General features: G+C 71.7%; 25 protein-coding genes. 7 read left to right on the top strand and 18 right to left on the bottom strand.

Annotated features, from left to right (window positions below):
• Window positions 1-26: 26 nt before the first annotated feature.
• The 10 genes from dpgA to ABD327_RS16530 all read right to left on the bottom strand — a co-directional run bounded on the left by dpgA (window position 27) and on the right by ABD327_RS16530 (window position 9,753).
• A complete protein-coding gene (gene dpgA / locus ABD327_RS16575) occupies window positions 27-1,139 on the bottom strand; it encodes a 3,5-dihydroxyphenylacetyl-CoA synthase DpgA (RefSeq protein WP_344451280.1) in 1,113 nt (370 codons plus the stop codon).
• Between the two features lie 181 nt (window positions 1,140-1,320).
• The gene (locus tag ABD327_RS16570) at window positions 1,321-1,677 is read right to left on the bottom strand and encodes an ACT domain-containing protein (RefSeq protein WP_344451279.1); all 357 of its coding nucleotides are present in this window, start codon (window positions 1,675-1,677) and stop codon (window positions 1,321-1,323) included.
• A gap of 9 nt (window positions 1,678-1,686) precedes the next feature.
• Complete coding sequence (locus ABD327_RS16565; protein WP_344451278.1) at window positions 1,687-2,844, bottom strand: metallophosphoesterase; 1,158 nt, start codon at window positions 2,842-2,844, stop codon at window positions 1,687-1,689.
• A gap of 63 nt (window positions 2,845-2,907) precedes the next feature.
• Window positions 2,908-4,515 (bottom strand): acyl-CoA dehydrogenase family protein, encoded by a 1,608-nt coding sequence (locus ABD327_RS16560; RefSeq protein ID WP_344451277.1) that lies wholly within the window; start codon window positions 4,513-4,515, stop codon window positions 2,908-2,910.
• Window positions 4,516-4,575: 60 nt separating this feature from the next.
• The gene (locus tag ABD327_RS16555; protein WP_344451276.1) at window positions 4,576-5,805 is read right to left on the bottom strand and encodes a cytochrome P450 family protein; all 1,230 of its coding nucleotides are present in this window, start codon (window positions 5,803-5,805) and stop codon (window positions 4,576-4,578) included.
• Window positions 5,806-5,827: 22 nt separating this feature from the next.
• Window positions 5,828-7,057: a cytochrome P450 family protein gene (locus ABD327_RS16550; RefSeq protein ID WP_344451275.1), complete on the bottom strand. Its 1,230-nt coding sequence runs from the start codon at window positions 7,055-7,057 to the stop codon at window positions 5,828-5,830.
• The gene (locus tag ABD327_RS16545; RefSeq protein WP_344451274.1) at window positions 7,054-7,662 is read right to left on the bottom strand and encodes a GTP-binding protein; all 609 of its coding nucleotides are present in this window, start codon (window positions 7,660-7,662) and stop codon (window positions 7,054-7,056) included. Before ABD327_RS16545 ends, ABD327_RS16550 begins: the two co-directional genes overlap by 4 nt.
• Window positions 7,640-7,993 carry a DUF742 domain-containing protein gene (locus ABD327_RS16540; RefSeq protein WP_344451273.1) on the bottom strand — a complete coding sequence of 118 codons (354 nt, stop codon included), beginning with the start codon at window positions 7,991-7,993 and terminating at the stop codon, window positions 7,640-7,642. Before ABD327_RS16540 ends, ABD327_RS16545 begins: the two co-directional genes overlap by 23 nt.
• Window positions 7,990-8,388 (bottom strand): roadblock/LC7 domain-containing protein, encoded by a 399-nt coding sequence (locus ABD327_RS16535; protein ID WP_344451272.1) that lies wholly within the window; start codon window positions 8,386-8,388, stop codon window positions 7,990-7,992. The genes ABD327_RS16540 and ABD327_RS16535 overlap by 4 nt, the downstream gene beginning before the upstream one ends.
• Window positions 8,389-9,753: an ATP-binding protein gene (locus tag ABD327_RS16530; protein ID WP_344451271.1), complete on the bottom strand. Its 1,365-nt coding sequence runs from the start codon at window positions 9,751-9,753 to the stop codon at window positions 8,389-8,391.
• 274 nt (window positions 9,754-10,027) lie between these two features.
• Here ABD327_RS16530 and ABD327_RS16525 point away from each other — a divergent pair, with 274 nt between their 5' ends.
• Entirely contained in the window at window positions 10,028-10,288 is a 261-nt protein-coding gene (locus tag ABD327_RS16525; protein ID WP_344451270.1) for a hypothetical protein, read from the top strand.
• A 43-nt stretch (window positions 10,289-10,331) separates the two neighbouring features.
• Here ABD327_RS16525 and ABD327_RS16520 read toward each other — a convergent pair whose 3' ends face one another.
• The 4 genes from ABD327_RS16520 to ABD327_RS16505 are packed head-to-tail and all read right to left on the bottom strand — an operon-like array spanning window position 10,332 to window position 13,574.
• Window positions 10,332-11,066 carry a sirohydrochlorin chelatase gene (locus ABD327_RS16520; RefSeq protein ID WP_344451269.1) on the bottom strand — a complete coding sequence of 245 codons (735 nt, stop codon included), beginning with the start codon at window positions 11,064-11,066 and terminating at the stop codon, window positions 10,332-10,334.
• On the bottom strand, window positions 11,048-11,776 hold the full coding sequence (locus ABD327_RS16515; protein WP_425547140.1) for a phosphoadenylyl-sulfate reductase: 729 nt from the start codon (window positions 11,774-11,776) through the stop codon (window positions 11,048-11,050). Before ABD327_RS16515 ends, ABD327_RS16520 begins: the two co-directional genes overlap by 19 nt.
• A 2-nt stretch (window positions 11,777-11,778) precedes the next feature.
• Window positions 11,779-11,922 carry an Insertion element protein gene (locus tag ABD327_RS16510; protein WP_106399260.1) on the bottom strand — a complete coding sequence of 48 codons (144 nt, stop codon included), beginning with the start codon at window positions 11,920-11,922 and terminating at the stop codon, window positions 11,779-11,781.
• Between the two features lie 8 nt (window positions 11,923-11,930).
• Complete coding sequence (locus tag ABD327_RS16505) at window positions 11,931-13,574, bottom strand: nitrite/sulfite reductase (RefSeq protein ID WP_344451268.1); 1,644 nt, start codon at window positions 13,572-13,574, stop codon at window positions 11,931-11,933.
• Between the two features lie 590 nt (window positions 13,575-14,164).
• Between ABD327_RS16505 and ABD327_RS16500 the strand changes: the two genes are divergently transcribed.
• Window positions 14,165-15,115 carry a YihY/virulence factor BrkB family protein gene (locus tag ABD327_RS16500; RefSeq protein WP_344451267.1) on the top strand — a complete coding sequence of 317 codons (951 nt, stop codon included), beginning with the start codon at window positions 14,165-14,167 and terminating at the stop codon, window positions 15,113-15,115.
• A gap of 79 nt (window positions 15,116-15,194) precedes the next feature.
• Window positions 15,195-16,118, top strand: a complete 924-nt coding sequence (locus tag ABD327_RS16495) for a phosphotriesterase family protein (RefSeq protein WP_344451266.1) — start codon at window positions 15,195-15,197, stop codon at window positions 16,116-16,118.
• Between the two features lie 127 nt (window positions 16,119-16,245).
• Here ABD327_RS16495 and ABD327_RS16490 read toward each other — a convergent pair whose 3' ends face one another.
• The 4 genes from ABD327_RS16490 to ABD327_RS16475 form a co-directional block, all read right to left on the bottom strand.
• Window positions 16,246-16,542, bottom strand: a complete 297-nt coding sequence (locus ABD327_RS16490; protein ID WP_106399257.1) for a WhiB family transcriptional regulator — start codon at window positions 16,540-16,542, stop codon at window positions 16,246-16,248.
• Window positions 16,543-16,696: 154 nt separating this feature from the next.
• Entirely contained in the window at window positions 16,697-17,446 is a 750-nt protein-coding gene (locus tag ABD327_RS16485; protein ID WP_344451265.1) for a ferredoxin family protein, read from the bottom strand.
• A gap of 219 nt (window positions 17,447-17,665) precedes the next feature.
• Window positions 17,666-19,240, bottom strand: coding sequence for a glycerol-3-phosphate dehydrogenase/oxidase (locus tag ABD327_RS16480; protein WP_344451264.1), 1,575 nt, complete (start codon window positions 19,238-19,240; stop codon window positions 17,666-17,668).
• Window positions 19,237-19,878: a TetR/AcrR family transcriptional regulator gene (locus tag ABD327_RS16475; protein ID WP_344451263.1), complete on the bottom strand. Its 642-nt coding sequence runs from the start codon at window positions 19,876-19,878 to the stop codon at window positions 19,237-19,239. Before ABD327_RS16475 ends, ABD327_RS16480 begins: the two co-directional genes overlap by 4 nt.
• A 65-nt stretch (window positions 19,879-19,943) precedes the next feature.
• Between ABD327_RS16475 and ABD327_RS16470 the strand changes: the two genes are divergently transcribed.
• The 4 genes from ABD327_RS16470 to ABD327_RS16455 are packed head-to-tail and all read left to right on the top strand — an operon-like array spanning window position 19,944 to window position 23,093.
• Window positions 19,944-21,473, top strand: a complete 1,530-nt coding sequence (locus ABD327_RS16470) for an FAD-binding oxidoreductase (RefSeq protein ID WP_344451587.1) — start codon at window positions 19,944-19,946, stop codon at window positions 21,471-21,473.
• Entirely contained in the window at window positions 21,470-22,339 is an 870-nt protein-coding gene (locus ABD327_RS16465) for a diacylglycerol/lipid kinase family protein (protein ID WP_344451262.1), read from the top strand. Before ABD327_RS16470 ends, ABD327_RS16465 begins: the two co-directional genes overlap by 4 nt.
• A 9-nt stretch (window positions 22,340-22,348) precedes the next feature.
• Window positions 22,349-22,747, top strand: a complete 399-nt coding sequence (locus ABD327_RS16460) for a YccF domain-containing protein (protein WP_344451261.1) — start codon at window positions 22,349-22,351, stop codon at window positions 22,745-22,747.
• 43 nt (window positions 22,748-22,790) lie between these two features.
• A complete protein-coding gene (locus tag ABD327_RS16455) occupies window positions 22,791-23,093 on the top strand; it encodes a hypothetical protein (RefSeq protein WP_344451260.1) in 303 nt (100 codons plus the stop codon).
• Window positions 23,094-23,132: the final 39 nt, after the last annotated feature.

Below are 23,132 nucleotides of genomic sequence, written 5' to 3'. Positions count from 1 at the left end.
TGGTGCCCTCCAGTGGTGAGCCGGGATCAGAAGCGGATGAGAGCGGTCTCCAGCGTGGAACCGGGGCCCATCGTCATGAGGACGCCGTAGTCTCCGGGGCGTGCGCGGCCCTCCGTCACGAGCCGCTCGTAGGAGAAGAGGAACGACCCGCTGGAGAGGTTGCCGTAGTCGCGCAGCACGCCGGTGGTGTGCCGCACGTCGTGCCGGGTGAGCCCGAGGTTGACCGCGACGGAGTCGATGACCTTCTTGCCGCCGGAGTGGATCAGCCAGTGCTCTATCCGGCTGGGCCTCAGGCCGGTGCCGCGCAGCAGGTCGCCGACGACCTCGCGGGCGTGCGCGCCGACCACGTAGGGCACGTCCCGGTCGAGGAAGAAGCTGAACTTGCCGTGCGCGTCGTCCCACTCGTAGCGCATCGCGTCGATCGCGTCGGGGATGATGCGGCTGGCGTACTTGAGGACCTGCGGGCCCTCGCGCCCGGGGCCGAGGCGGACGGCCACCGCGGCCGCGCCGTCGCCGAACAGGCTGTTGACCACCGAGGAGCGCATGGTCCCGTCGAAGACGTAGGCGGCCGAGCACGCCTCGATGCACACCACGGCCGCGATCTCGCCGGGGTTGGCGGTCGCCCACCCGGTGGCCGCGTTGAGCGCGTTGAGCCCGGCGTTGCACCCCATGCCGACGACGTCGAGCCGCCCGCACCGGGTGGGGATGCCCAGCTCGCGGATGAGCAGGGCGCTGAACCCCGGTGTGAGCAGGCCGGTCGTGGAGACGCAGACGAGGTAGCCGAGGTCGTCGACGGCGGCGCCGATCCGCTTCAGGCAGTTCTGCAGCGCCCGGACTCCCATGCCGACGCCCTGCCGCCGGTGCCTGGCGAGGAGTTCGCCCTGGCTCTCGGCCAGGGGGCGCCCGTCCGCGCCGACCGGCAGGCTCAGGTGGCGGCGGTCGATCGCGCTGTTGAGGAAGACCGACCGGACCCGCTCGTCCCGGACTCCGAAGAGTTCCAGGAGCCCGGCCTGGGTGTAGGACTCCTCCGGGGTGGCGGTCCCCACGCCCAGGAGGGCGGGACCCGTCCGGACGGCCGCCCACGCGGGACCGGTCGCGGAAGAGCCGCCGATCGAGCCTGGATAGGTGCTGATCGTCATCTCAACCGTCCGTCGTCGCCGCTGTGCCCCGCCCTTTCCCGGCCGATCCGAATGCTTCGGTGAACGCCGTTAGAGGTAGTAGTGATCTTTTCAGGAGAGCGCATGCCCTAAACCTGTATCAGCAGGTCAGGGGCGTGAAAGCGAAATCCGGAAGAACGGGTGAATCCCCATTCTCGGGATTTCAGCGCAGAATGCGATGCCCCGCGTCCTCGAGGGCGCCGAGGACCGTCTTTTCGAGCCGTTCCGGGGTGAGGACGAGTTCGCCGTGGAAGGTGGAGACGACGAGCACCGGCACGTCCGCCTCGGCCAGCGGCGAGACGACGGAGGAGAGCCGGTCGGCGGAGCCGAGGCCGGACCCGGTCGCGTAGAGCCCCGTCCACCGCTCGGCCTCGCTCCAGGGCGGGGCGTCCCGCACGACGGTGAGACCCTCGGGGGCGCGCACCAGCGCGATCCAGTCGTCGTCCTCGGGAAGCGTGACGCCGGGCAGGTGGTCGATCAGGAAGGAGGACGGGACGGTCCCCAGGGTCAGCGCGCTCATCGGGCCAGTCTAGGGAGCACGAAGGACGAGGAGGGTGATCTCCGAGGGCGCGAAGATCCGGAAGGGCGGGCCCCAGAACCCCGTGCCGCGGCTGGTGTAGAGCTGGGTGCGGTCGGTGCGCCGGGACAGGCCGGCGACGGCGGGCTGGTCCAGGCGCACCAGGAGGTTGAACGGCCAGATCTGCCCGCCGTGGGTGTGGCCCGAGATCTGCAGGTCGACGCCCGCGGCCTCGGCCAGGGGGATCTGCTTGGGCTGGTGGGCCAGGAGCAGCACCGGCAGGGACGGGTCGGCCCCCTCCAGCGCCGCGTCCAGGTCGGCGCGGTGGCCGGGGTGGCCCGAGTGGTGGGCGGTGGCGTCGTCGATGCCGGCGAGGACGAGGCGGTCGCCGCCGCGCTCGACGACGACGTGGTGGTTGTGCAGGGGCTCCCAGCCGAGTTCCCGCATGTGCCCGAGCCAGCCGAGGGCGTCCCCGTAGTACTCGTGGTTGCCCGTGACGTACACGCGCGCGAGCCGGGCGTCGATGTCGGCGAGCGGAGCCGCCTGCTCCCTGCGCTGCGAGACCGTCCCGTCGGCGATGTCACCGGTGTGGCAGACGACGTCGGCGCCGAGCGAGTTCACCACGCCGGTCACCTTCCGCGACCATTCGGCCCGGTCGATCGGCCCGTAGTGGGTGTCGGTCAGCAGGACCACGCGCGTGCCGTCCAGACCGGCCCCGAGCCGCGGCAGCGTCACCTCGACCTCTTCCACCCGGGGCACCCGCATCGCCTCGAAGTGCCCCCAGGCGAGCAGGACCGCGCCGACGGCGAGGACCGAGACGGCGCTGACCCGCGCGGCCTCCTCCACCCCGGCCGCCGACAGCGCGACCCGCAGCACGTTCCCGATCAGGGACCAGGTGAACAGCACCCACGCGGCCCCGAGCAGGACCTCGCCCGAAAGCCCGGCCCTCTCGACCCCGTTCCGGTGCCCGAGGGTCATCAGCACCGGCAGCGCCACCGCCGCGCCCCCGAACACCGCGGTCCCGACGGCGAACCCGGCCGTCCCCCACCCGGGGGCCGCCACGACCGTCCACCAGGGCACCCCGAACAGCAGCCCGACGACGGCGACCAGCACCGCGCCCACCGCCAACGGCCGCAGGAAGTTCGGCCGCGCCGCCGCGTCCACCGCCATGGATCCACCCTTCTCCGTCACGGACGCGTTGAGAACGAACCGCCCGCCCGGACGGTTCCGCTCTCAACCGATCTTCGGGGTGGCCCTCTCGATGATGGTGCCGAGGTCCAGGCCGGGGGAGAGGGTGCCGAAGGCGGTGCCCCAGTCGCCGCCGAGGCGGGAGGAGCAGAAGGCGTCGGCGACGGCGGGGTGGCCGTGGCGGACGAGGAGGGAGCCCTGGAGGACCAGGGCCAGGCGTTCGACGACGCGGCGGCCGCGGAGTTCGAGGGTGGCGGCGTCGGTGAGGGAGTCCTTGATCTGGCGGACGGCGGCGTCGAGGCGGGAGTCGGCGCCGGAGGCGAGCTCGACCTCCTGGAAGAAGGCGGGAATGCTCTCCGGCTCCTTCATCATGGCGCGGAGGACGTCCAGGGCCGCGACGTTGCCGGAGCCCTCCCAGATGGAGTTGAGGGGCGACTCGCGGAAGAGGCGGGGCATGCCGGACTCCTCGGCGTAGCCGTTGCCGCCGAGGCATTCGAGGGATTCGGCGGCGTGGGCGGGCCAGCGCTTGGTGACCCAGTACTTGCCGACGGCCAGGGCGAGGCGCTTGAAGTCGGTCTCGCCGCGGTCGACCGCTCCGGCGAGGCGCGTCATCAGGGTGGTGGCGGCCTCGGACTCGACGGCGAGGTCGGCCAGCACGTTCTGCATCAGCGGGTGCTCGTTCAGGGTCCTGCCGAACGTCGCGCGGTGGGCGGCGTGGTGGGCGGCGACCGTCACGCCCTGACGCATCCCGGCGGCGGCGCCGATCAGGCAGTCCAGGCGGGTCATGTTGACCATCTCGATGATGGTGCGCACCCCGCGGCCCTCGTCGCCGACGCGCCAGGCGTGGGCCTGGTGGTACTCGATCTCGGACGAGGCGTTGGACTTGTTGCCGAGCTTGTCCTTCAGCCGCATGACGTGCAGCGGGTTGAGGGTGCCGTCCGGCAGCACGCGGGGCACCAGGAAGCAGGTCAGCCCGCCGGGCGCCTGGGCGAGGGTGAGGAACACGTCCGACATCGGCGCGGAGGTGAACCACTTGTGCCCGACGAGGCGGTAGGCGCCGTCCGGCTGGGGCGCGGCGGTCGTGGTGTTGGCGCGGACGTCCGAGCCGCCCTGCTTCTCGGTCATCGACATGCCGGCGATGAGCCCGCGCTTGCCGAGCGGCGCGCGCAGCCCGAAGTCGTAAACCTCGGACGTCAGCAGCGGTTCGTACAGGGCGGCCAGGTCGGGCTGCTGCCGCAGGGCCGGGACGGCCGCGTACGTCATCGAGATCGGGCAGCCGTGCCCGGCGTCCGTCCGCCAGGTGTAGAACTTCGCGGCCCGCGCGACGTGCGCGCCCGGCCGGGGGTCGCTCCAGGGCCGCCCGTGCAGGCCGTTCTCCACGGCGGTCTTCATCAGGTGGTGCCAGGAGGGGTGGAACTCCACCTCGTCGATCCGGTTCCCGTACCGGTCGTGGGTGCGCAGCACCGGCGGGTACTCGTTGGCCAGCCGCCCGTGCTCCTGCGCCTCGTGCGTCCCGGCCAGCCGGCCCAGCGCGTGCAGCTCCTCGACGGCCCAGCCGGCCCCTTCGCGGCGCAGCCCGTCCAGCAGGGCCGGATCCTCGGCCAGATCGTGATCGACCAGTGGCGGGACCTGGTTGAAGACCTCGTGCGTCATGCTTCGCACGGTACATGACCCGCCAGTAACCACCAACGGGTCATGTACCGGACAAGACACCTAAAGCGTGACGGGGAGGGTCTGCGGGCCGTTGGAGAAGAACGACTCCAGCGGGGTCAGCTTCGCCTCGGGGACGGCCAGGGCGAGGCCGGGGTGGCGGGTGAAGAGGGACTCCAGCGCGATCCGGGCCTCCACGCGGGCGAGGGGGGCGCCGAGGCAGACGTGCGGGCCGCCGCCGAACGCCAGGTTCTTCGCCTGGGCGCGGGTGAGGTCGAAGACCGAGGCGTCGTCGCCGTGCTGCGCCTCGTCGCGTCCGACGCCGCTGTAGGGGGCGAGGACGGCGTCGCCCGCGGGGATGGTGACGCCCTCGACGGTCAGGTCCTCCACCGGGTAACGGGCCATGAAGTTGCCGATCGGGGCGTCCCAGCGCAGGGTCTCCTCGACCACGGCCTCCCAGGTCGCCTCGCCGCCGTCGACGAGGGCCCGCTGCCCGGGGTGGGTGAGCAGGGCGCGGACGGCGTTGGTGATGAGGTTGAGGGTCGTCTCGTGCCCGGCCGCCAGCATCAGCCACAGCGTCCCGGCGAGCTCCTCGTCCGACAGCGCCTCGGGGTCGCCGGCGCGGGCGGCGATCAGCGCGCTGGTGAGGTCGTCGCCGGGCTCGGCCGTGCGCAGCGCGATGAGGTCGCCGAGCAGCCGGAAGATGTCGGTCTGCACCTGGACGACCTCGTCGGGCGGAGTCGTGGTGCGGAAGATGCTGTCGACCAGCTCCCGCAGCCGGGCGCGCTGCTCGCCGGGCACCCCGGTGAGCTCGCAGATCACCTGCATCGGGACCTCGACGGCGAAGTGCTCGCGCACGTCCACCACGCCGTCGGCGTCGGCGTGCCCGGGCAGCCGGTCCAGCAGCTCGGTGACGATCTCGGTGACGCGGGGGACCAGCGCCTGCACCCGCGCCGGGGTGAGGGTCTGGGTGACGAGCCGGCGCAGCCGGTGGTGCTCGGCCCCGTCCGCGGTGACCATGTTGGTGACCGCGACCATGCCGATCAGCGGCCAGCCGTCGGGGATGCGGCCCTCCTTGATCTCGTTCCACCTCCGCCAGTCCTTGCTGACCAGCGGGTTGCGCACCAGGTCCGCGACGAGGTCGTGGCGGGTGACGGCCCAGGCGGGGACGTCGCCCGGCAGCACGATCCGCACGACCGGGCCGAGTTCGCGCATCCGGGCGGCCTCTCCGTGGTGGTCGGCGCCGGTCGGGTCGAGGACGACGACGGGGATCTCGGGGCTGGGGGCGGTCATGTGCTTCCTCCGGAAGGTGCGGTCAGGGAGTGGTCGTCCCGGATCCGGCGGGAACCGGGACGGAGAAGGAGACGGGAAGGGAGGCCGGGCAGCGCGTCCACGGCGACGGGGTCAGCGGGATGCCGTCGGCGGGGGCGGTCAGGGCCAGGCCGGGCAGCCGGTGCAGGACGGTCTCGACGGCGGTGCGGGTGATCAGCCGCGCCGGGACGCGTCCGGGGCAGGAGTGCGGCCCCGCCGACCAGGCCAGGTGGGACCGGTTGCCGACCTCCCTCTCCTGGTGCCCGGAGTGCACGCGGGGGTCGTGGCCCGCGGCGGCCAGGCCGAGGACGAGCGCGTCCCCCCGCTGGATCCACCGCCCGCCCAGCTGGACGTCGCGCAGCGCGTACCTGGCCGGCATGTTGTACATCGGAGGGTCCCGCCACAGCGCCTCGTCGAGGGCGTCGTCGACGCCGAGCCGCCCGCCGCGGACCCGGGCGGCGAACCTCGGGTCGGTGAGCATCAGCCGCAGCGACTGGGCGATCCACGAGATGGTGGTGTGGTAGCCGGCCGAGACCATCACGACCATCGACTGCAGCACCTCGGCGTCTCCGCGCAGGTCGGGGTGGCGCAGCAGCGCGGTGGTCAGGTCGGCGGCCGGGGTCCGCCGCCGTGCCTCCAGCGCCCCGCCGAGCAGTTCCTCGAAGCGGCGGTTGCCCTCCTGGGCGTCCTCGGCGGAGCCGAACAGCGCCTGCATCGCCACGAGCAGGTCGTGACCCTGCATGGTGTCCAGGCCGAACAGGTCGGCGATGGCCAGCATCGGCACGATCACCGCGTAGTCGGCGACCAGGTCGGCGCGCCCGCGCACGGCGAAGTCGCCGATGAGCAGGTCGCAGATCCGCTCGACGGAGCGCCGCATCCGCCGCTGGTCGACGGAGGAGACCGCGGCGTCCAGCGGGCGGCGCAGCCGGGCGTGCGCGGCCCCGTCGTAGCCGATGACGTTGTCGCGGAAGAACATCATCGGGCCGAGCGCCGAGTCCGGCGGGACGGTCCCGTTCCGGAACAGCCGCCAGTTGCGGGCGTCCCGGGAGTACAGGCGCTCCTGCTTGGTGATGGTGAGGATCTCGGGGTAACCCATCACGAGCCACGCGCCGACGCCGGGCTCCAGTTCGACCCAGGCGACGTGGCCCTGTTCGGCGCGCAGCCGGGCGAACACCGCGGCCGGGTCGGCCGTCATCGTGGTGTCGGACAGCGGTGTGGGGGCGGGTGAGGTCACGAAGGCGCCTTCCGTGCGGCGAGCACGCGCATCGCATGGTCGGTGAGAGTGGTGAGGGCCGTCAGGGACGTGCTGCGGTCCGGGGCGACGCAGTCGACGACGGGGACGTGCGGGGGCAGGTCGAGCGCCTCGCGCAACTCCTCGACCGGGTGGGCCAGGGAGTCGGGGAAGTGGTTGACGGCGACGACGTACGGGAGCCTCTCCAGCCGCTCCAGTTGGTCGAGCACGTCGAAGGCGTCCTCCAGCCGCCGGGTGTCGACGAGGACCAGCACTCCGAGGGCGCCTTCGGCCAGCCCCTCCCACAGGTCCCAGAACCGCTGCTGGCCGGGCGCCCCGTACAGGTAGAGGGCGATGCGCCGGTTCAGGGTGATCCGCCCGAAGTCGAGCGCCACCGTGGTGCGGGTCTTGCGGCTGATCCCGGTCAGGTCGTCCACGCCGACGCCCGCGTCGCTCATGACCTCCTCGGTGTGCAGCGGCGGGATCTCGCTGACCGAGCCGATCAGCGTGGTCTTGCCGACGCCGAAGCTCCCCAGGACGAGGATCTTCACCGAGCGCTGGACGGTGTCCGGCAGGTAGCGCCGGTCAGCCGAGGTCGCGGAGTCCACTCAGCACCTCCTCGAGCAGCGCGGCGTCCGGACGTTCGGCGGCGCGCGAGCGGGTCTGGAGGCGGCCGGAGTCCATCAGGTCGGAGGCCAGCACCTTCACCACGCTGACGGGCAGCGCCAGGTGGGCGGCGGCCTCGGCGACCGACAGCAGGCCGCCGCACAGCCTGAGCAGGGCGATCTCCTGGCGGCTGGCGGTCACCGGCAGCGGGTCCGCGCCGGGGGCGGCGACCAGGAGGGTGTCCACCCCGATCCAGTTGCGGCTCGGCTGCGCCCGGCCCGAGGTGAGCACGTACGGGCGCAGCGGCTGGTCCCGGTAGTCGCCTTCGGTCACCGACCGAGGTCTCCCCGCGCGGGCGTGGCCAGCGTGCTCTCACCGATCTTGCGCACCTGGACGGCCATCTGCTGGGAGATCAGCGCCGGATCCACGCCCGCGGTGGTGACGACCGCGAGCTGCGAGCCCTGCCCGGCCGCGCGCAGGAACACGAACCCGCCGTCGATCTCCACGACGACCTGCCGGACGTCGCCCGCGCCGCTGCCGTACTGGCCCGCCAGGCTCCGTCCCAGCGAGTGCAGGCCGGAGCAGGCGGCGGCCAGCCGGTCGGCCTCGTCGCGGTGCAGCCCCGCGGAGGCGACCTTCACCAGCCCGTCGGAGCTGAGCACCATCGCGTGCCGCACGTTGGGGACTCCGGTGACCTCGGCGAGCATCCACTCGTCGTCCTGCATCATTTACTGCGCTCCATCCTGACTGTCTGGGGCCTGTGCTCCGGGGTCGGTGAAGAAGGCGCCGGCCCAGCGGGCGGCGTCCTCGGGGCTCTGCGCGGCCCGGTCGGGCACGGGCGGGGCCGTCGGCGCGGGAGGCGGCTGCTCCTCGCGGCGGCGGCGACGGCGGAGCGGGAGTCCGGAGGCGGTGGTGGCCGTCGGCGCGGGTGGGGCGGCGGAGGCGGCTGGGCGCGGGGCCTCCCGCGGTTCGGGGGTCCTGCGGGTGCCGGCCGGCTCCAGCGTCTGGACGAACTGTTCGGGGACGAGCAGGACGACCCGGACCCCGCCGTAGGGGGAGTGCGCGAGGTCCACCACGAATCCGTGCCTGCGGACGTAGTGTCCGATCACCGGGAGCCCGGTCTGGGGGATCTCGCCGACCTGGCTCAGGCCGACCTCGCGTTCCCCGGAGGCGATCCTCCTGGCCGCCTCCAGCCGGTGGTCGTCCATGCCGACCCCGCCGTCGTCGATCTGCACGACCACGCCGCGTTCGACGGCCCGCACCGCCACCGTCACCATGCTGCTCGGCGGCGAGGACTGGGTGGCGTTGGCCAGGGTCTCGGCCAGCAGGTGGATGAGCGGTTCGACGACGGGGGCGGAGGCCGCCAGGTCGGGGTCGCCGGTCACCTCGATCCGGCGGAACGCCACGATCCGGGCGGCGGCGGACCGCACCACGTCCACGAACGCCAGCGGCTCCTGCCACTGCTGCCCCGGCCACTCGCCGCACAGCACCGCCAGGCTCTGGGCGTGCCGCCCCTGCTGCGCGGCCTCATGGTCGACGGCCATGCACGCCTCGACGACGTCGGGGTCGGAGTGCCGGTCGGACAGCAAGGAGGCGGCGGCCTGCACCCGGTGCGCGGCGGCCTGGGCCCGCCGGGCCAGCGAGACGACCACCAGGCGCAGCGACTCCTCCCGGTCGGCTCCCCGCTTGGCGGCGCCGACCGCCATGGTGACGGCCTCGTCGAGCAGTTCGGCCAGGACGGGATCGGAGGGCGCCCGCGTCGCGGGCGGCATCTCCCTGCCCTCCAGCACGGACGGGAGGCGTTCCCTGACCAGCTCGGCGGCGGCTCCGCGCAGTTCCGACCAGGCGTGGGTCCACTGCCGCTCCCGCAGGGCCGCCTGCTCGAGGTCCGCGTCGTGCCGGCGTTGCGCCATGGTCAGCGAGGCGGCGAGCCCGGCGGCGACCAGGAGCCCCGCCGCGGCCGCCGCGCGCGCCGCCGCGTCCGTCGCCAGGGAGATCTGCGCGCCGAGGAGGATGACGAGTCCCGCCACCAGCACCCGGAGGAGGATCCGGTTCCGGTGGAGGGCCGACGGTGACGTCAGAACGGGAAGCATCGGACTCTCGGTTCCTAGGGCTGCTCGGACGGGCCCTCCGCGAAGGCGTGCCGGGCCGGACCAGGGGGAGACCCCCGTTGTCGATCAACGTTATAGAGATCATCTGACCGAGATGGGACGAATTCCGCAACTTTTATGCGAAATTCACCATCAAAGTCGAACCCTCGGATAACCGTCGATAAGTATCTCGAAATGAGAGAAAGTAGTGTTATCGGTGTCACCGTGTGATCTGCACTTCACGTGCTCGAAACCGGACGCCGTTAGCGTTCGTCCCATGGACAAGATGCGGGCGATGGAGCTCATCCTGGCGGCCAAGGCCGCGAAGGGGCTGACCTTCTCGGAGATCGCGGCGGCGGTCGACCAGCACACCGTGTGGACCACGTCCGCACTGCTGGGCCAGCAGCAGATGAGCGTGCACGAGGCCGACGCGGTGACCGGCCTGCTGGGCCTGGAGCCGGAGGTCGCCCGGGCGCTGCAGGGCCCCGCGCGGCAGGGCTTCGCCCACGGCGGGTCCGCGCCCTTCAACCGCTGGTAGACGAGCCCGGCCATGGCACGCGCGCGGGAGCCCGGCGAGGGGCTCAGCCCGCGGCGGCCTCGGACTGGACGAGCACCCCTTCGTAGCGCTCGACGATGATGTCGGCGAGTTCCGGAGCGGCCCCCAGCACGGGGGAGACGGCGCGGGCGCCGGCCTCCTCGGCACAGGCCCGCACCTTGTCGGCGAAGTAACCGGGCGCCAGGAAGTAGGACGCGACGACGACGCGGGGAGCACCCGCGGCGTACAGGGAGCGGACGGCCTCCGCCGGAGTGGGGGAGGCGGCCGAGGCGTAGGCGGGGCGCACGTCGTACCAGCCGTGTCGCCGCCACGCGCGGGCCGTCGCGGCGATCGTCGCGTTGGCCGAGGGGTCCGACGAGCCCGCCGCGACCAGGACGACCGCGGTGTCCGGGGACGGGACGGCGTCCACGTCGGCCAGACGCCGCTCCAGGGCGTCCAGGAGCAGCGGATGCGGGCCCAGGGTGCCGGTGACCCGGACGGACAGCACGGGGTCGCGCCGCCGGGCCGTGGCCAGCACCCCCGGGAGATCGATCTTGCTGTGGTAGGCGGCGGTGAGCAGCAGCGGCATCACCACCGCGTCCCCCAGCCCGTCCAGAGCCTGGACGGGGGAGGGCGGCGCGTGGTCGAGGTAGGAGGTGCGCACGTCCAGCCCGCGGGCGCGCACCAGGTCCAGGAGGGACTCGACCGTGGCGGTCGCGCGCGGGTCACGTGACCCGTGCGCCACCGCCACGAGGGGAGGCCTCAGAGATGGATGCCGCATTCGACCTTGCCCAGACCGGCCCAGCGGCCGCTGCGGGGATCGTCGCCCGGCTCGACCCGCGAGGTGCACGGTTCGCAGCCGATCGACGGGTAGTCGTCGTAGTGCAGCGGGTTGACGAGCACGCCGTTGTCGGAGATGTAGTTCTCCATGTCCTCGTCGGACCAGTGGAGGATCGGGTTGACCTTCACCATCTCGCGCTTGCGGTCCCACTCCACGACCCGCATCTCCTTGCGGGAGCGGGTCTCGCCCCGGCGCACGCCGGTGAACCAGGCCATGTAGCCCTCCAGCGCGCGGCTGAGCGGCTCGACCTTGCGCAGGTGGCAGCACAGGTCCGGGTTGCGCCCGTGCAGGCGCGGCCCGAGGTCGCGGTCCTGCTCGGCGACGGTCCGGCTGGGCGTCACGTTGATGACGTTCACCGGGTACACCGCCTCGACGGCGTCCCGGGTCCCGACGGTCTCGGCGAAGTGGTAGCCGGTGTCGACGAACAGGACGTCGACACCGGGCTTGACCTTGGACACCAGGTGGATCAGCGCGGCGTCCGACATCGAGGACGTCAGGCAGATCCGGTCGCCGAAGGTCGCCGCCGCCCACCGCACGATCTCCAGCGGGGAGGCGTCCTCCAGCGCGGAGGCGGCCGAGTCGACGATGTCCTCCAGCGAAAGGGAGGGACGCGCCGTCTCCGGTCCGTCCGTACGTGCCGTGTCCAGCAGGGTCACCGGGGGGCTCCAATCCCGAGGAAGGTCACACGGAACTTGCGGGCACAGGCCCGGCAGTACCAGGTCCCGTCCCCCTCGAAGGGAACTAGGTCTTCGTCTCCGCAGTACGGGCAGTAGAACGGAACGGCGCGCTCGCTCATTCCTGCCCCTACTTGAGGTCGGCTTCGTCGGCGCGGCCGACCCACTGGGCGAAGGTCTCGCCCTCGGCGCGCTGCTCGTCGTACCGGCGCACGACCCGCTCGACGTAGTCGGTGAGGTTGGCCGACGTGGTCTTCAGGCCGCGGACCTTCTTGCCGAAGGTCTCCCCGAGCTGCCCGCCCAGGTGGATCTGGTAGCCCTCGACCTGGTTGCCGTCCTCGTCGACGACGAGCTGGCCCTTCAGGCCGATGTCGGCGACCTGGACGCGGGCGCAGGAGTTCGGGCAGCCGTTCATGTTGATGGTGAGCGGCCGGTCGAACGTCGGGAGCCGCTTCTCCAGCTCGTCCGTGAGGTCCATCGTGCGCTGCTTGGTCTCGACGATCGCGAGCTTGCAGTACTCGATGCCGGTGCACGCCATGCTCTGGCGGCGGAACACCGACGGGCGGACCTGCAGGTCGTGCTTCTCCAGTTCCTCGGCCAGGGCCTCGGTGTTCTCCTGGGGAACGTCCAGGACGATCATCTTCTGCTCGGTGGTGAGCGCGGTGCGGCCGGAGCCGTAGCGCTCGGCCAGGTCGGCGATCGCGTTCAGCTTCTCGCCGTTGACCCGGCCCACCCGCGGGGCGAACCCGACGTAGTAGTTGCCGTCCTTCTGGCGGTGGATGCCGACGTGGTCGCGCTGGGCCTTGGGCGGCGCCGGCGGCGGGCCGTCGGGCAGCTCGTAGCCGAGGTACTCCTTCTGGAGCACGTCGCGGAACTTCTCCGCTCCCCAGTCGCTGATCAGGAACTTGATCCGGGCGCGGTGCCGCAGCCGGCGGTAGCCGTAGTCGCGGAAGACCGAGATGACGCCCTTCCAGACCTCGTGCACCTGCTCGGGGCGGACGAACACGCCCAGCCGCTTGGCGAACATCGGGTTGGTGGACAGGCCGCCGCCGACGAACAGGTCGTAGCCGACCTCGCCGGCCTCGTTGACCACGCCGACGAAGGAGATGTCGTTGATCTCGTGCACCGTGCAGTGCGAGGAGCAGCCGGAGATCGCGGTCTTGAACTTGCGCGGCAGGTTCGAGAACTCCTTCGAGCCGATGTAGCGCTCGCGGATCTCGTCGGCCTGGGGCGTGGCGTCGAGGATCTCGTCCTCGGCGATCCCGGCCAGCGGGCAGTTGAGGAAGGCGCGCGGGGAGTCGCCGCAGGCCTCCATGGTGGTCAGGCCGACGCTCTCCAGCGCGTCCCAGATCGCCGGGACGTCCTCGATGGCGATCCAGTGGTACTGGATGTTCTGCCGGTCGGTGATGTCGGCGGTGTTGCGCGCGTACTTGACGGAGATGTCCGCCAGGACGCGCAGCTGCGCCGCGCTCAGCTGACGGCCGTCGATGCGCACCCGCATCATGAAGTAGCGGTCGTCGAGCTCCTCCTCGGGGATGGAGCCGGTCTTGCCGCCGTCGATGCCGGGCTTGCGCTGGGTGTAGAGGCCGTACCAGCGGAACCGGCCGCGCAGGTCGGCGGGGTCGATCGAGTCGAACCCCGTCTTGCTGTAGATCTCGACGATCCGGCGGCCCACGTTCAGCGGGTCGTCGTTCTTCTTGGTCTCTTCGTTCTTGTTCAGCGGCTCGCGGTATCCAAGGGCCCATTGACCCTCGCCTCGCTTGTGGGGCGGCACGGCGCGTGTCCTCTCCAGGGTGAAGCTACGGAGGGCAGCGTGGCAGGACCCGGTGTCCGGCTCGGTCTGCGGGCTCGTCAGTGAGACTCAGTGAGCGGTCACGCCGGTATCGCCACGCGCCCGGAAATACGTCGGGGCATGGTCAGGGCGTTACCGACAGATGGCGCTGCGGACCCGGAGGAAGTCCACGTGCCGGCGCATCACCAGCAGCGGGTCACAGGCAGCAGTCATGGTTCGACTTTGACACGGCGTAGCCGTCGTTGTCCAGTCACGTCCGTCATGTGGACACCTGGCGGTCATCCCTGCCTCACCCAGTTGAGGGGCTCCTCCTCGGTGGGCCCGGCCGGGGGCTGGTGCTGGCAGTCACACCAGGTCCCGCCCCTGCAGTCCTCGTGACGCCGCTCCCGGCACGCAGCACAGATCATAACTCAGTGTCACCTATCAGGCCGGATGCCCCGAACACCGGGTGTGTGGGCAAGCTCATACCGGGTGGAGAGCCGGGGGGCCCGGGAGAACGGCGCGCCGGAGATGATCTATTGATTTGGGCAAGGTGGCATGATCCGGGCAGGCTAAGCCCTACGGTGGTCGTCGTGACGACTGCTTCCCCGCAGGTCGCGGAGTCCCCCGCCGGCAGGTCCACCCGAAGGGTGGCCGGGCTGTGCCGTGTGTTCTGGGCGCTGACGAAGGGCACCACCGTCACCGCGTTCCACTACCGGATCACCGGCCTGGCCGCCGAGGCCGCCTTCTGGGCTCTGCTCTCCCTGCCTCCCCTCTTCCTCGGCCTGGTCTCCAGCGTGGGCCATCTGAGCGGCCTGCTCGGGCCCGACCTCGTCCAGGAGATCAGCGGCTGGATCATCGCCAAGTCCCGGACCTTCCTCACCGAGCCCGCCGTGGACAAGGTGGTGCGGCCGCTGGTGGACGACGTGGTGCGCGGCGAGCGGATCGGGATCATCTCGGTGGGCTTCCTGATCTCCCTGTGGGCCGGGTCGCGGGCGCTCAGCGTCTACGTCGACACGATCACGATCTCCTACGGCCTGGACGGCGTCCGCGGCGTCATCCGCACCCGGCTGAAGTCCTTCTTCCTCTACATCGTGGGATTGGTCGTCGCGGTGGTCGTCATCCCGCTGATGATCGCCGGCCCCGCCCTGGTGCGGCGGACGTTCCCCGCGACCTCCGGGCTGGTCTCGATGCTCTACTGGCCGGTCCTGCTGGTCCTGTCGATCCTCTTCCTCAGCCTGCTGTACCACCTGAGCGTCCCGGTGCGGACGGCCTGGTGGCGGGAGCTGCCCGGCGCGGTCGTGGCGATGGTCTTCTGGATCGGCGGCAGCGTCCTGCTGCGGGTCTACCTGTCGGAGTCGCTGACCGGCGTCTCGGTGAGCGCCTCCCTGGCCGCCCCGATCGCCCTCATGGCCTGGCTGTACGTGACGGCCTTCGCGGTCCTGGTGGGGGCCTGCCTGAACGCCGAGGTGGACCGGAGGTGGCCCGCCCCGGGGACGTCGCGGGCCCGCGCGGTGGCCCTGATGAGGAGCCACGGCTACTGAGGGGCCCTCGCCGGCGGCCGTGTAAAGAATCCGAACAGGTTGCACTACTTCCGGCAAAGTTCGCGTAACCTCGCCTGCCATGACGGACCCTGCCACTGAACCCCATATTCGTACGGTGACGGGCCGGATGCCGATCTCCGACCTGGCGGGCAGGACGCTCGCCCACGAGCACCTGCGGATGGACCTGCGCTGGCCGGTCCGCGCGGAGTCGGACCCGGGCCGCTTCCTGGACGAGGAGATCCACGTCTGCGACGAGCTGACCCGGCTGCGCGAGCGGCAGGAGCTCGGCCTCGTGGTCGAGCTCACCTGCCTGGGCATGGGGCGCGACGCCTCGGCCCTGGCCCGGATCAGCGCGGCCAGCGGGGTCGCCGTCGTGGCGGGCACCGGCTTCTTCTGCGAGCCCTTCCACCCGGTGAGCGCGCGGGACGCGGACGCGGGCCGGCTGGCCGAGCGGCTGATCGCCGAGATCGGCTTCGGCATGGACGGAACCAGCGTCCTGCCCGGCGTCATCGGCGAGGTCGGCTGCTGGGGAGAGCAGCCCACTCCGGCGGAGGAGGCGGCGCTGCGGGCCGCGGCGGCGGCCTCCCTGCAGTCGGGGCTGGCGATCGCCACCCACGGCCGCTCCGGGACGGCCCAGCTCGAACTGCTGCTGGAGTCCGGGGTGGCCCCCGAGAAGATCGCCGTCGGGCAGCAGAGCCTGACCGGCGACCCGGGAGCGCACCGCAAGCTCGCCGAACTGGGGGCCTACGTCTCCTTCGGGCGGCTGGCGGCCACCGGAGACCGGGCGGTCCGGCCGGTGCTGGAGCTGATCGAGGCGGGCCACGCGGACCGGCTGCTGCTGGGCGGCGGGATCTGCCGGATGGGGCAGCTCGCCCACTACGGCGGCCCGGGTTACGGCACCGTCCACGACGACTTCGTGCCGGCCCTGCGCGCCGCCGGCGCGGATGAGGCGGCACTGGATCTGATCACCCGGGAGAACACCCTCCGCTGGCTCGCGGTCTAGGTTTCCAACTAACACAAAAGGCCCTCTTGCGAGGGCCTTTTGTGTTTTTTGTTTTTGTGAACGCGAACGGCCCCGTATTACCGGGGCCGTGAACGTTCGTCGAAGTGCCGGGGTCCGGCGGCCGATGTCAGGCGGCGTTGGCGCGGCGCATGCGGCGGCGACGCTCGGAGGCGCGCTCGTCCTCGTTCAGACCGCCCCAGGTGCCGTACTTCTCCGGACGGGAGACGGCGTAGTCAAGACAATCCGTGCGGACGGGGCAGCCCATGCAGACCTGCTTCGCCTTGCGCTCGCGGATTTCCCGCTCGGGCTGACGTTCGCCGTCAGGGCCGAAGAAGAGCACAAGGTCTTCCCCCCGGCACGCGGCGGCGTCCTGCCAGCCCCAGCTGGGACGGGGGAGGTTAGCCTGCCGACGTACCTGAGCCATGAAACACCCACCTCAGTTGATTTCTGAGCAATTTCGGACAAAGACGTTGCCAGCGCTTAGTAGCGCTGAAATTTACAACGTCTGGAGTTGCCGCTGTGTTCCCTATGATGGGTAAGCTCGCGGCGCAGCATCCCCGACTGGGGCCTTCGAGAGGTTACACGAGGGCCGCTTCGCTGTGAAGGGCCAGCCCCCGCATTTGGTATGTCTGAACGCTCACATCGCACTCGGAGCCGCAGAAGCTGGGGCTTTCTACCAGTTCGATGGTGCCAGACCAGATGTCGCCGCGTGCTGTGACCCTGGTCATATAAGGGCCGTTTCCCGTGACGGAGATCGCACGCACCTCGTCTATGCCCATCAGTCCGGTGCGTTCGCGGACGAAGTGCTCGGCGGCCTGCGCGGCCTCCGGCCGTCCGGCCCGGCCGCGCAGGCGCTCCAGGGCCACCTCGCCGCGCAGGTAGGCGTCCACCGCGTCCCGCGCCGAGGAGTCGTCGAGGTCGCCGTAGTAGAGGGCGTGCGGCATGCAGACCATGTTCGCGGCGAACCGGTCGCCGCCCACGTGGGTGGTCTCCCAGACGAGATCGCCGTACCGCTCCATCAAGCCGCGGGCCAGGGGAGCGCCCGTGCGGGCGCAGCAGACGTTGCGCTTGCCGTGTGTGCACACCAGCACCAGGGGATCCGCGGTCGGCTCCCCGAAGCGGGGGCGCAGGCCCCGGGCGACGGCCGCGAGGTCCAGTTCGGCGAACTCCGCCGGGTCGGCCACCTCGCGGACCTCCATCCAGGGGTCGTCGCCCGACCAGCCGACGTAGACGCGTGTCGGCGGAGCGGTCCGGCGCCTGCCGGGGCGGCGGATGAGCTGCGGACGCACCCCGGCCCGCAGGGCCTCGGAGATGACGGGAACACCCATCTTCTCGATCTTGGGCGCCCAGGGCCCCGGATGCTCGAGCAGCAGCCAGCTGCGCGGTTTGACCGTCGCACTGGCGAGGCAGGGACGCTCGCCTGTGTGACTGCCAGGGCAGTGTTCACAGGAAGGCGAATGCGCCACCGTCCTCACTCCTCCCCCGAGAGAATTAGTTAGGTCACCCTAACCTAACTTGGCCTGCCCGGCCAAGGAGGGAGGCACACCTCAGAGATCTTGTGAGCTCCCACTCATCCTCCTGACCATGGATTCGGCCCCCTCCAGCGCCGCCGCGCGGTCCGCCTCGACCAGGCCCACCCGGGTGCGGCGGTCCAGCAGGTCGTCCGCGTCCAGCGCGCCCTCGTGGGCCAGGGCCCAGGCCCACTCGACGGCCAGATAGGGGCGGCCGGGCAGCACCGGCTCCAGCAGCGAAGGGTCCTCCTCCGCGAGGGCCGCCATGAGCGGGGCCTCGGCGCCGTAACGGCGTGCCAGCCGCAGCGGGACCTTCCCCGGCGAGGTCCGGGCCGCGGCGGGAACGGTGCCGGGAGCCCCGATGAGGGGGATTCCGGCGGTCTGAGAGGGGCCCGCGTCCAGGCCCAGGGCGTCCACGGCGTCCTGCGCCATGCGCCGGTAGGTGGTGAGCTTGCCGCCGACGACCGTCACGATCCCTTCGGGAGAGGTGAGGACGGCGTGCCGGCGGGAGATGTCGGCCGTGCGGCCCTCGGCGTTCAGCAGCGGACGGAGTCCGGCGAACGCGCCCAGGACGTCGGAGCGGCGGACGGTCGTGTCCAGGACGGTGCCGAGCAGGTCCAGAAGGAAGCCGATGTCGCTCTCGGGAGCGGTCGGGACGTCCGGGATCTCGTCTACGGGCTCGTCCGTGAGCCCCACGTAGACGCGCCCGTCGTCCTGGGGGAGGACGAGCGCGAACCGGTTGACGCTGCCGGGGACGGGCAGGTGGAGGCCCGCCTTGAGGGTCTTGAACGGGTGCTCGCCCATCGCGTTCCCGTCGAGGATGAGATGGGTGCCGCGCGACGGGCGCAGCGCGATGCCCGGAACCAGCCCGCCCGCCCACACGCCGGCGGCGTTGACGACTTTCCGCGCACGCAGGTCCTTCACCTCGCCGGTCAGCTCGTCGCGCACCCGTGCGCCTTCACCGGTGACCTCGACGGCCCTGCACCGGGTGAGGATCCGCGCCCCGTATCCGGCGGCCGTACGCGCGATCGCGGTGACGAGACGGGCGTCGTCGCACAGCTGCCCGTCCCAGGACAGCAGGCCGCCGCGCAGGCCGTTCTCGCGCAGGCCCGGCGCCATGCGCAGCGTCTGCGCGCGTGACAGCCGCAACGGGCCCGGCAGCACCTTGCGGGGAGTGCGCGCGGCGGCGCGAAGCAGGTCGCCCGCGCGCAGCCCGGTCATCGCCAGCGCCGCGTTGCGGCTCGACATCAGCGGGGTCAGCGGCATCACGAACGGCATCGCGCGGATGAGATGAGGGGCGGTGAGCGTCATGAGGATGCCGCGTTCGACGGCGCTCTCGTAGGCGACGTCGACTTGCCCGGACGCCAGATAACGCAGGCCGCCGTGAACGAGTTTGGAACTCCACCGTGACGTGCCGAACGCCAGGTCCTGCGCGTCGATCGCCGTCACCTTGAGCCCCCGCGACGCCGCGTCGAGCGCGACTCCGGCGCCGGTCACGCCCAGCCCGATGACCAGAACGTCCGCCACATCTGCGTTGTCGGCGGAGGCGGCGAGTTCGCGGGCGCGCCTCCGCGCGTTGAGGGAGGTGCTCGGCTCGGCGTGGGGGGTCACTGCGCGTTCCCTTCGGGACGTCCGGGGCGTTCGGGGCGTTCGGGGGTGAGGAATCGTTGGAGGAGGAGGCGGAGCTCTTCGTCGAAGCGCTCCGCGGACAGGTCGCCCTCGCCGAGCATCGTGGGCAGCGACAGCGCGAAGCCCTGGACGACCAGCAGCACGGCGCGCGCCTGGCGGGCAGGGACGTCCGTCCGCACGGTGCCGTCCTCGTGGCCGCGGACGAGTTCGCGTTCGATGAGCTCCAGGAAGGCCTCCTGGCTGGCTCCCGTCCGGGTGAGCAGGTAGGGGAGCAGCAGCTCGGGGTCCACTTCCACGATCTTGCGCAGCAGCGGGTGCCCGCGGAAGGCCCGGGTGCCCCGCACCAGGGTGTCGACCAGGCGGGTGCGCGCGTCGCCGGAGCTGCCGGCCATGACGGACTCGGCGAGGGCGAGCCATTCCCGGGTCATCAGGTCGCCGACGATCGTCTGCACGTCGGGCCAGCGCCGGTAGAGGGTCATCCGGGAGACGCCCGCCCTGCGGGCGATGTCGGTGAGCGTGGTGCGGCGGACGCCCACGGCGAGCACGCAGTCGCGGGCCGCGTCGAGGACCGCCTCCTCGTCGGTGCGTCCGTACCTGTGGTTGTGACGAATGGACGTCATATGTCACAGTGAACCATAAGAAGCAGGTACAGCAAACGCTGGGAGGAACCGCGGTGCCCGTACAGATGTCGTGGTCGGGCTGGGGAGACCCGGCCAAGGCCACCCCCCTGCCCGAGTCGGTCACCACACTGCTGCGGGAACTGCTCGGCGTCCAGCCGAGGGACGAATCCCCCGTCGCGCTCTCCGACATCGCACCACCCGAGCCCCGGCTCGACCAGGACGTGCTCGCGGCGCTCGGAAAGATCGCCGAGGTGCGCGCGGACGCCGAGGAGCGGGTCCGCCACACCGGCGGCAAGTCCACCCCCGACCTGCTGCGTATCCGGCGGGGGGACACCTCCCAGACCCCCGACGCGGTGGTCCTGCCCGCCACCCACGAGGACGTCCTGGGCGTGCTGGAACTGGCCACCGCGCACGGTTTCGCGGTCGTCCCGTTCGGCGGGGGCACCTCGGTCGTCGGCGGGCTGGCGCCCGAGGCCCCCGCCTTCGTCGCGCTGGACCTGCGCCGCCTGGACGAACTTCTCGAAGTGGACGAGGTCAGCCGCACCGCCACCCTCCAGGTGGGGCTGCGCGGTCCGCGGGCCGAGGAGCTGCTGGGCGAGCGCGGCTACACGATCGGGCACTTCCCGCAGTCCTTCGAGTGGGCGAGCATCGGCGGGTTCGCCGCCGCCCGCTCCAGCGGCCAGTCCTCCGCCGGATACGGCAGGTTCGACGAGCTCGTCGTCGGGATGACCGTCGCGACGCCGTCCGGCACCCTCACCCTGGGCCGGGCGCAGAAGTCGGCGGCCGGACCGGACCTGCGCCAGCTCGTCCTCGGCTCCGAGGGCGCGTTCGGCGTCATCACCTCGCTGACCGTCCGGATCCGCCCCCTGCCGGAGGTCAGGCTCTACGAGGGCTGGCGCTTCCCCGACTTCGCCTCCGGCGCCGCCGCGCTCCGCAGGCTCTCCCAGGACGGCCCGATGCCCACCGTCCTGCGCTTGTCGGACGAGACCGAGACGATGGTCGGCCTCGCCCGCACCGAGACCATCGGGGAGGGAGACTCCGGCTGCCTGGCCATCGTCGGCTACGAGGGCCAGGCGGGAGAGGTGGCCGTCCGCAGGGACCGGACGCACGCCGTCCTGTCCTCGCTCGGCGGCACCGCCCTGGGCGCGGGGCCGGGCGAGAGCTGGGAGCACGGCCGGTTCGGCGCCCCCTACCTGCGCGATTCGCTGCTGGACGTGGGCGCCTTTGTGGAGACGCTGGAGACGACGACGTTCTGGTCGAACATCCCCGTCCTCTACGAAGCGGTCAAAGCCGCGCTGCCCGGCCATCTCGTCATGTGCCACATCTCCCACGTCTACGCCTCGTCCGCCTCCCTGTACTTCACGATCGTCTCCGGCCGGATCGGCCGGGACGCCGACTGGGACGAGGCGAAGACCGCCGTCAACGAGGCGATCATCGCGGCGGGCGGCTCGATCAGCCACCACCACGGCGTCGGCACCGAGCACAGGGCCGCCTACGCCGAGGAGATCGGCCCGCTGGGCGTGGAGGTCCTGCGCGCGGTGAAACGCAGCCTCGACCCCGCCGGGATCCTCAACCCCGGCATCCTGGTCCCATGAGGAGCTTCACGGCGGTCGTGAACCCGGCCGCGGGCGACGCCTCCGCCGCCCGGACGCTGTTCGCGCTGGCCCGCCTGCTGCGCGAGGGGGGAGCCGCACTCCAGGTCGAGTACAGCCGCGACCTCGCCGACGCCGGACGGATCGCCCGGGAGGCCGCCGCGCGCGGCGACACGGTGCTGGGCGTCGGCGGCGACGGCATCGTCGGCGGGGTCGGCGGGGCACTGGCCGGGCTCGACGCCGAGTACGGGATCGTCCCCGCCGGGCGAGGCAACGACTTCGCCCGCCAGCTCGGGCTCCCCGGCGGCGTCACGGAGCTGGCCGGACTGCTGCTGCACGGCGGCTCCCGCCCGACCGACCTCATCGAGGTCGACGGGCGGGCCGCGCTCGGCAGCGTCTACGCGGGCGTGGACGCCCTGGCCAACCTGTACGCCAACGAGACGAGGGCATTGAAGGGCAGGGCCTCCTACACCTTCGGCGCCGTCCGGGCGTTCGCGTTCTGGAAACCCGTGACCTACACCATCACGGTGGACGGACAGCGCCTGGAACGCCGCGCGTACACGGTCGTGGCGGCCAACTCCGGGTACTACGGCTTCGGACGCCGCATCGCCCCCGACGCGTCCGTCGACGACGGTCTGCTCGACGTGGTGGTCATCCACCACGCGTCCCGAAGACTGTTCACGACGGTGATGAAGGAGCTGGAGACCGGCGCGCACGTCCACCGGCCCCAGGTGGAGGTACTGCGCTGCAAGGAGATCCGCATCGAGGCCTCCCGCGACCTTCCCTACGGCTGCGACGGGGAACTGCCGGGCCGGCTTCCGGTGAACGTCCGGGTCCTGCCGGGAGCACTCCGGGTGATCCGACCGTAGGCTCGAGGCATGCGTACGATCCTGAACTTGATCTGGTTCGTCCTTTCCGGCTTCTGGCTGGCCCTGGGCTACTTCGCCGCGGCCCTCCTGTGCTTCATCCTGATCATCACGATCCCGTTCGGGGTCGCGGCCTGGCGGATCGGGGTCTTCGCGCTGTGGCCGTTCGGCAAGAAGGTGGTCTCCAAACCCACGGCCGGGGTCGGGTCGGCGGTGGGCAACGTCATCTGGATCCTCATCGCGGGGATCTGGCTGGCGCTGGGCCACCTGGTCACCGGGATCGCCCTGTGCGTCACGATCATCGGCATCCCGCTGGGCCTGGCCAACTTCAAGCTGATCCCGGTCGCCCTCGCCCCGCTGGGCAGGGAGATCGTCTCCGTCGACGACCCCCGCGGCTTCGGGGTGGGCTGAGCGGGGCTGGACAGCCCTCTCCCGGCGGGGAGATCATGGCGGCATGTCTGGCTACGCGCTGCCGCAGTCCGGTGAGGTCTTCTTCGACGCTCGCGGCGAGGACCGCACGCTCAGACTCTCCTGGCATCCGGACGTGGACCTCATGGTGCTCAGCCTGTGGGACGGGGGCACCTGCACCACGACCTTCCGGCTGCCCGCCGCCGAGCTCCCGGGGTTCATCGCGACGCTCTCCCAAGGGCTGCCGCGGGCCGCGGCGCCGGACCCGGGACCGGTGACCACCCCCGACCTGCTCCACGGCCGGGACGAGGAGTTCCCGTTGACGGGTCAGCACCGACACCCCGGCTGAATGCTTGTCTTCGCCGCCCCGGCGTGATCGTCTTGACGG

Source organism: Actinocorallia aurantiaca (genome assembly GCF_039533685.1).
Classification (GTDB): Bacteria; Actinomycetota; Actinomycetes; order Streptosporangiales; family Streptosporangiaceae; genus Actinocorallia; species Actinocorallia aurantiaca.
The sequence above is the reverse complement of the archived record's forward strand: the minus strand, read 5'-3'. Positions and strand labels throughout refer to the sequence as shown.

Excerpts from the sequence above, each read along its gene's own strand:
- dpgA (WP_344451280.1), bottom strand. The coding sequence starts at position 1,139 with ATGACGATCAGCACCTATCCAGGCTCGATCGGCGGCTCTTCCGCGACC.
- ABD327_RS16570 (WP_344451279.1), bottom strand. The coding sequence starts at position 1,677 with ATGAGCGCGCTGACCCTGGGGACCGTCCCGTCCTCCTTCCTGATCGAC.
- ABD327_RS16565 (WP_344451278.1), bottom strand. The coding sequence starts at position 2,844 with ATGGCGGTGGACGCGGCGGCGCGGCCGAACTTCCTGCGGCCGTTGGCG.
- ABD327_RS16560 (WP_344451277.1), bottom strand. The coding sequence starts at position 4,515 with ATGACGCACGAGGTCTTCAACCAGGTCCCGCCACTGGTCGATCACGAT.
- ABD327_RS16555 (WP_344451276.1), bottom strand. The coding sequence starts at position 5,805 with ATGACCGCCCCCAGCCCCGAGATCCCCGTCGTCGTCCTCGACCCGACC.
- ABD327_RS16535 (WP_344451272.1), bottom strand. The coding sequence starts at position 8,388 with ATGATGCAGGACGACGAGTGGATGCTCGCCGAGGTCACCGGAGTCCCC.
- ABD327_RS16530 (WP_344451271.1), bottom strand. The coding sequence starts at position 9,753 with ATGCTTCCCGTTCTGACGTCACCGTCGGCCCTCCACCGGAACCGGATC.
- ABD327_RS16525 (WP_344451270.1), top strand. The coding sequence starts at position 10,028 with ATGGACAAGATGCGGGCGATGGAGCTCATCCTGGCGGCCAAGGCCGCG.
- ABD327_RS16520 (WP_344451269.1), bottom strand. The coding sequence starts at position 11,066 with ATGCGGCATCCATCTCTGAGGCCTCCCCTCGTGGCGGTGGCGCACGGG.
- ABD327_RS16510 (WP_106399260.1), bottom strand. The coding sequence starts at position 11,922 with ATGAGCGAGCGCGCCGTTCCGTTCTACTGCCCGTACTGCGGAGACGAA.
- ABD327_RS16495 (WP_344451266.1), top strand. The coding sequence starts at position 15,195 with ATGACGGACCCTGCCACTGAACCCCATATTCGTACGGTGACGGGCCGG.
- ABD327_RS16490 (WP_106399257.1), bottom strand. The coding sequence starts at position 16,542 with ATGGCTCAGGTACGTCGGCAGGCTAACCTCCCCCGTCCCAGCTGGGGC.
- ABD327_RS16485 (WP_344451265.1), bottom strand. The coding sequence starts at position 17,446 with ATGGGTGTTCCCGTCATCTCCGAGGCCCTGCGGGCCGGGGTGCGTCCG.
- ABD327_RS16475 (WP_344451263.1), bottom strand. The coding sequence starts at position 19,878 with ATGACGTCCATTCGTCACAACCACAGGTACGGACGCACCGACGAGGAG.
- ABD327_RS16470 (WP_344451587.1), top strand. The coding sequence starts at position 19,944 with ATGTCGTGGTCGGGCTGGGGAGACCCGGCCAAGGCCACCCCCCTGCCC.
- ABD327_RS16465 (WP_344451262.1), top strand. The coding sequence starts at position 21,470 with ATGAGGAGCTTCACGGCGGTCGTGAACCCGGCCGCGGGCGACGCCTCC.
- ABD327_RS16460 (WP_344451261.1), top strand. The coding sequence starts at position 22,349 with ATGCGTACGATCCTGAACTTGATCTGGTTCGTCCTTTCCGGCTTCTGG.
- ABD327_RS16455 (WP_344451260.1), top strand. The coding sequence starts at position 22,791 with ATGTCTGGCTACGCGCTGCCGCAGTCCGGTGAGGTCTTCTTCGACGCT.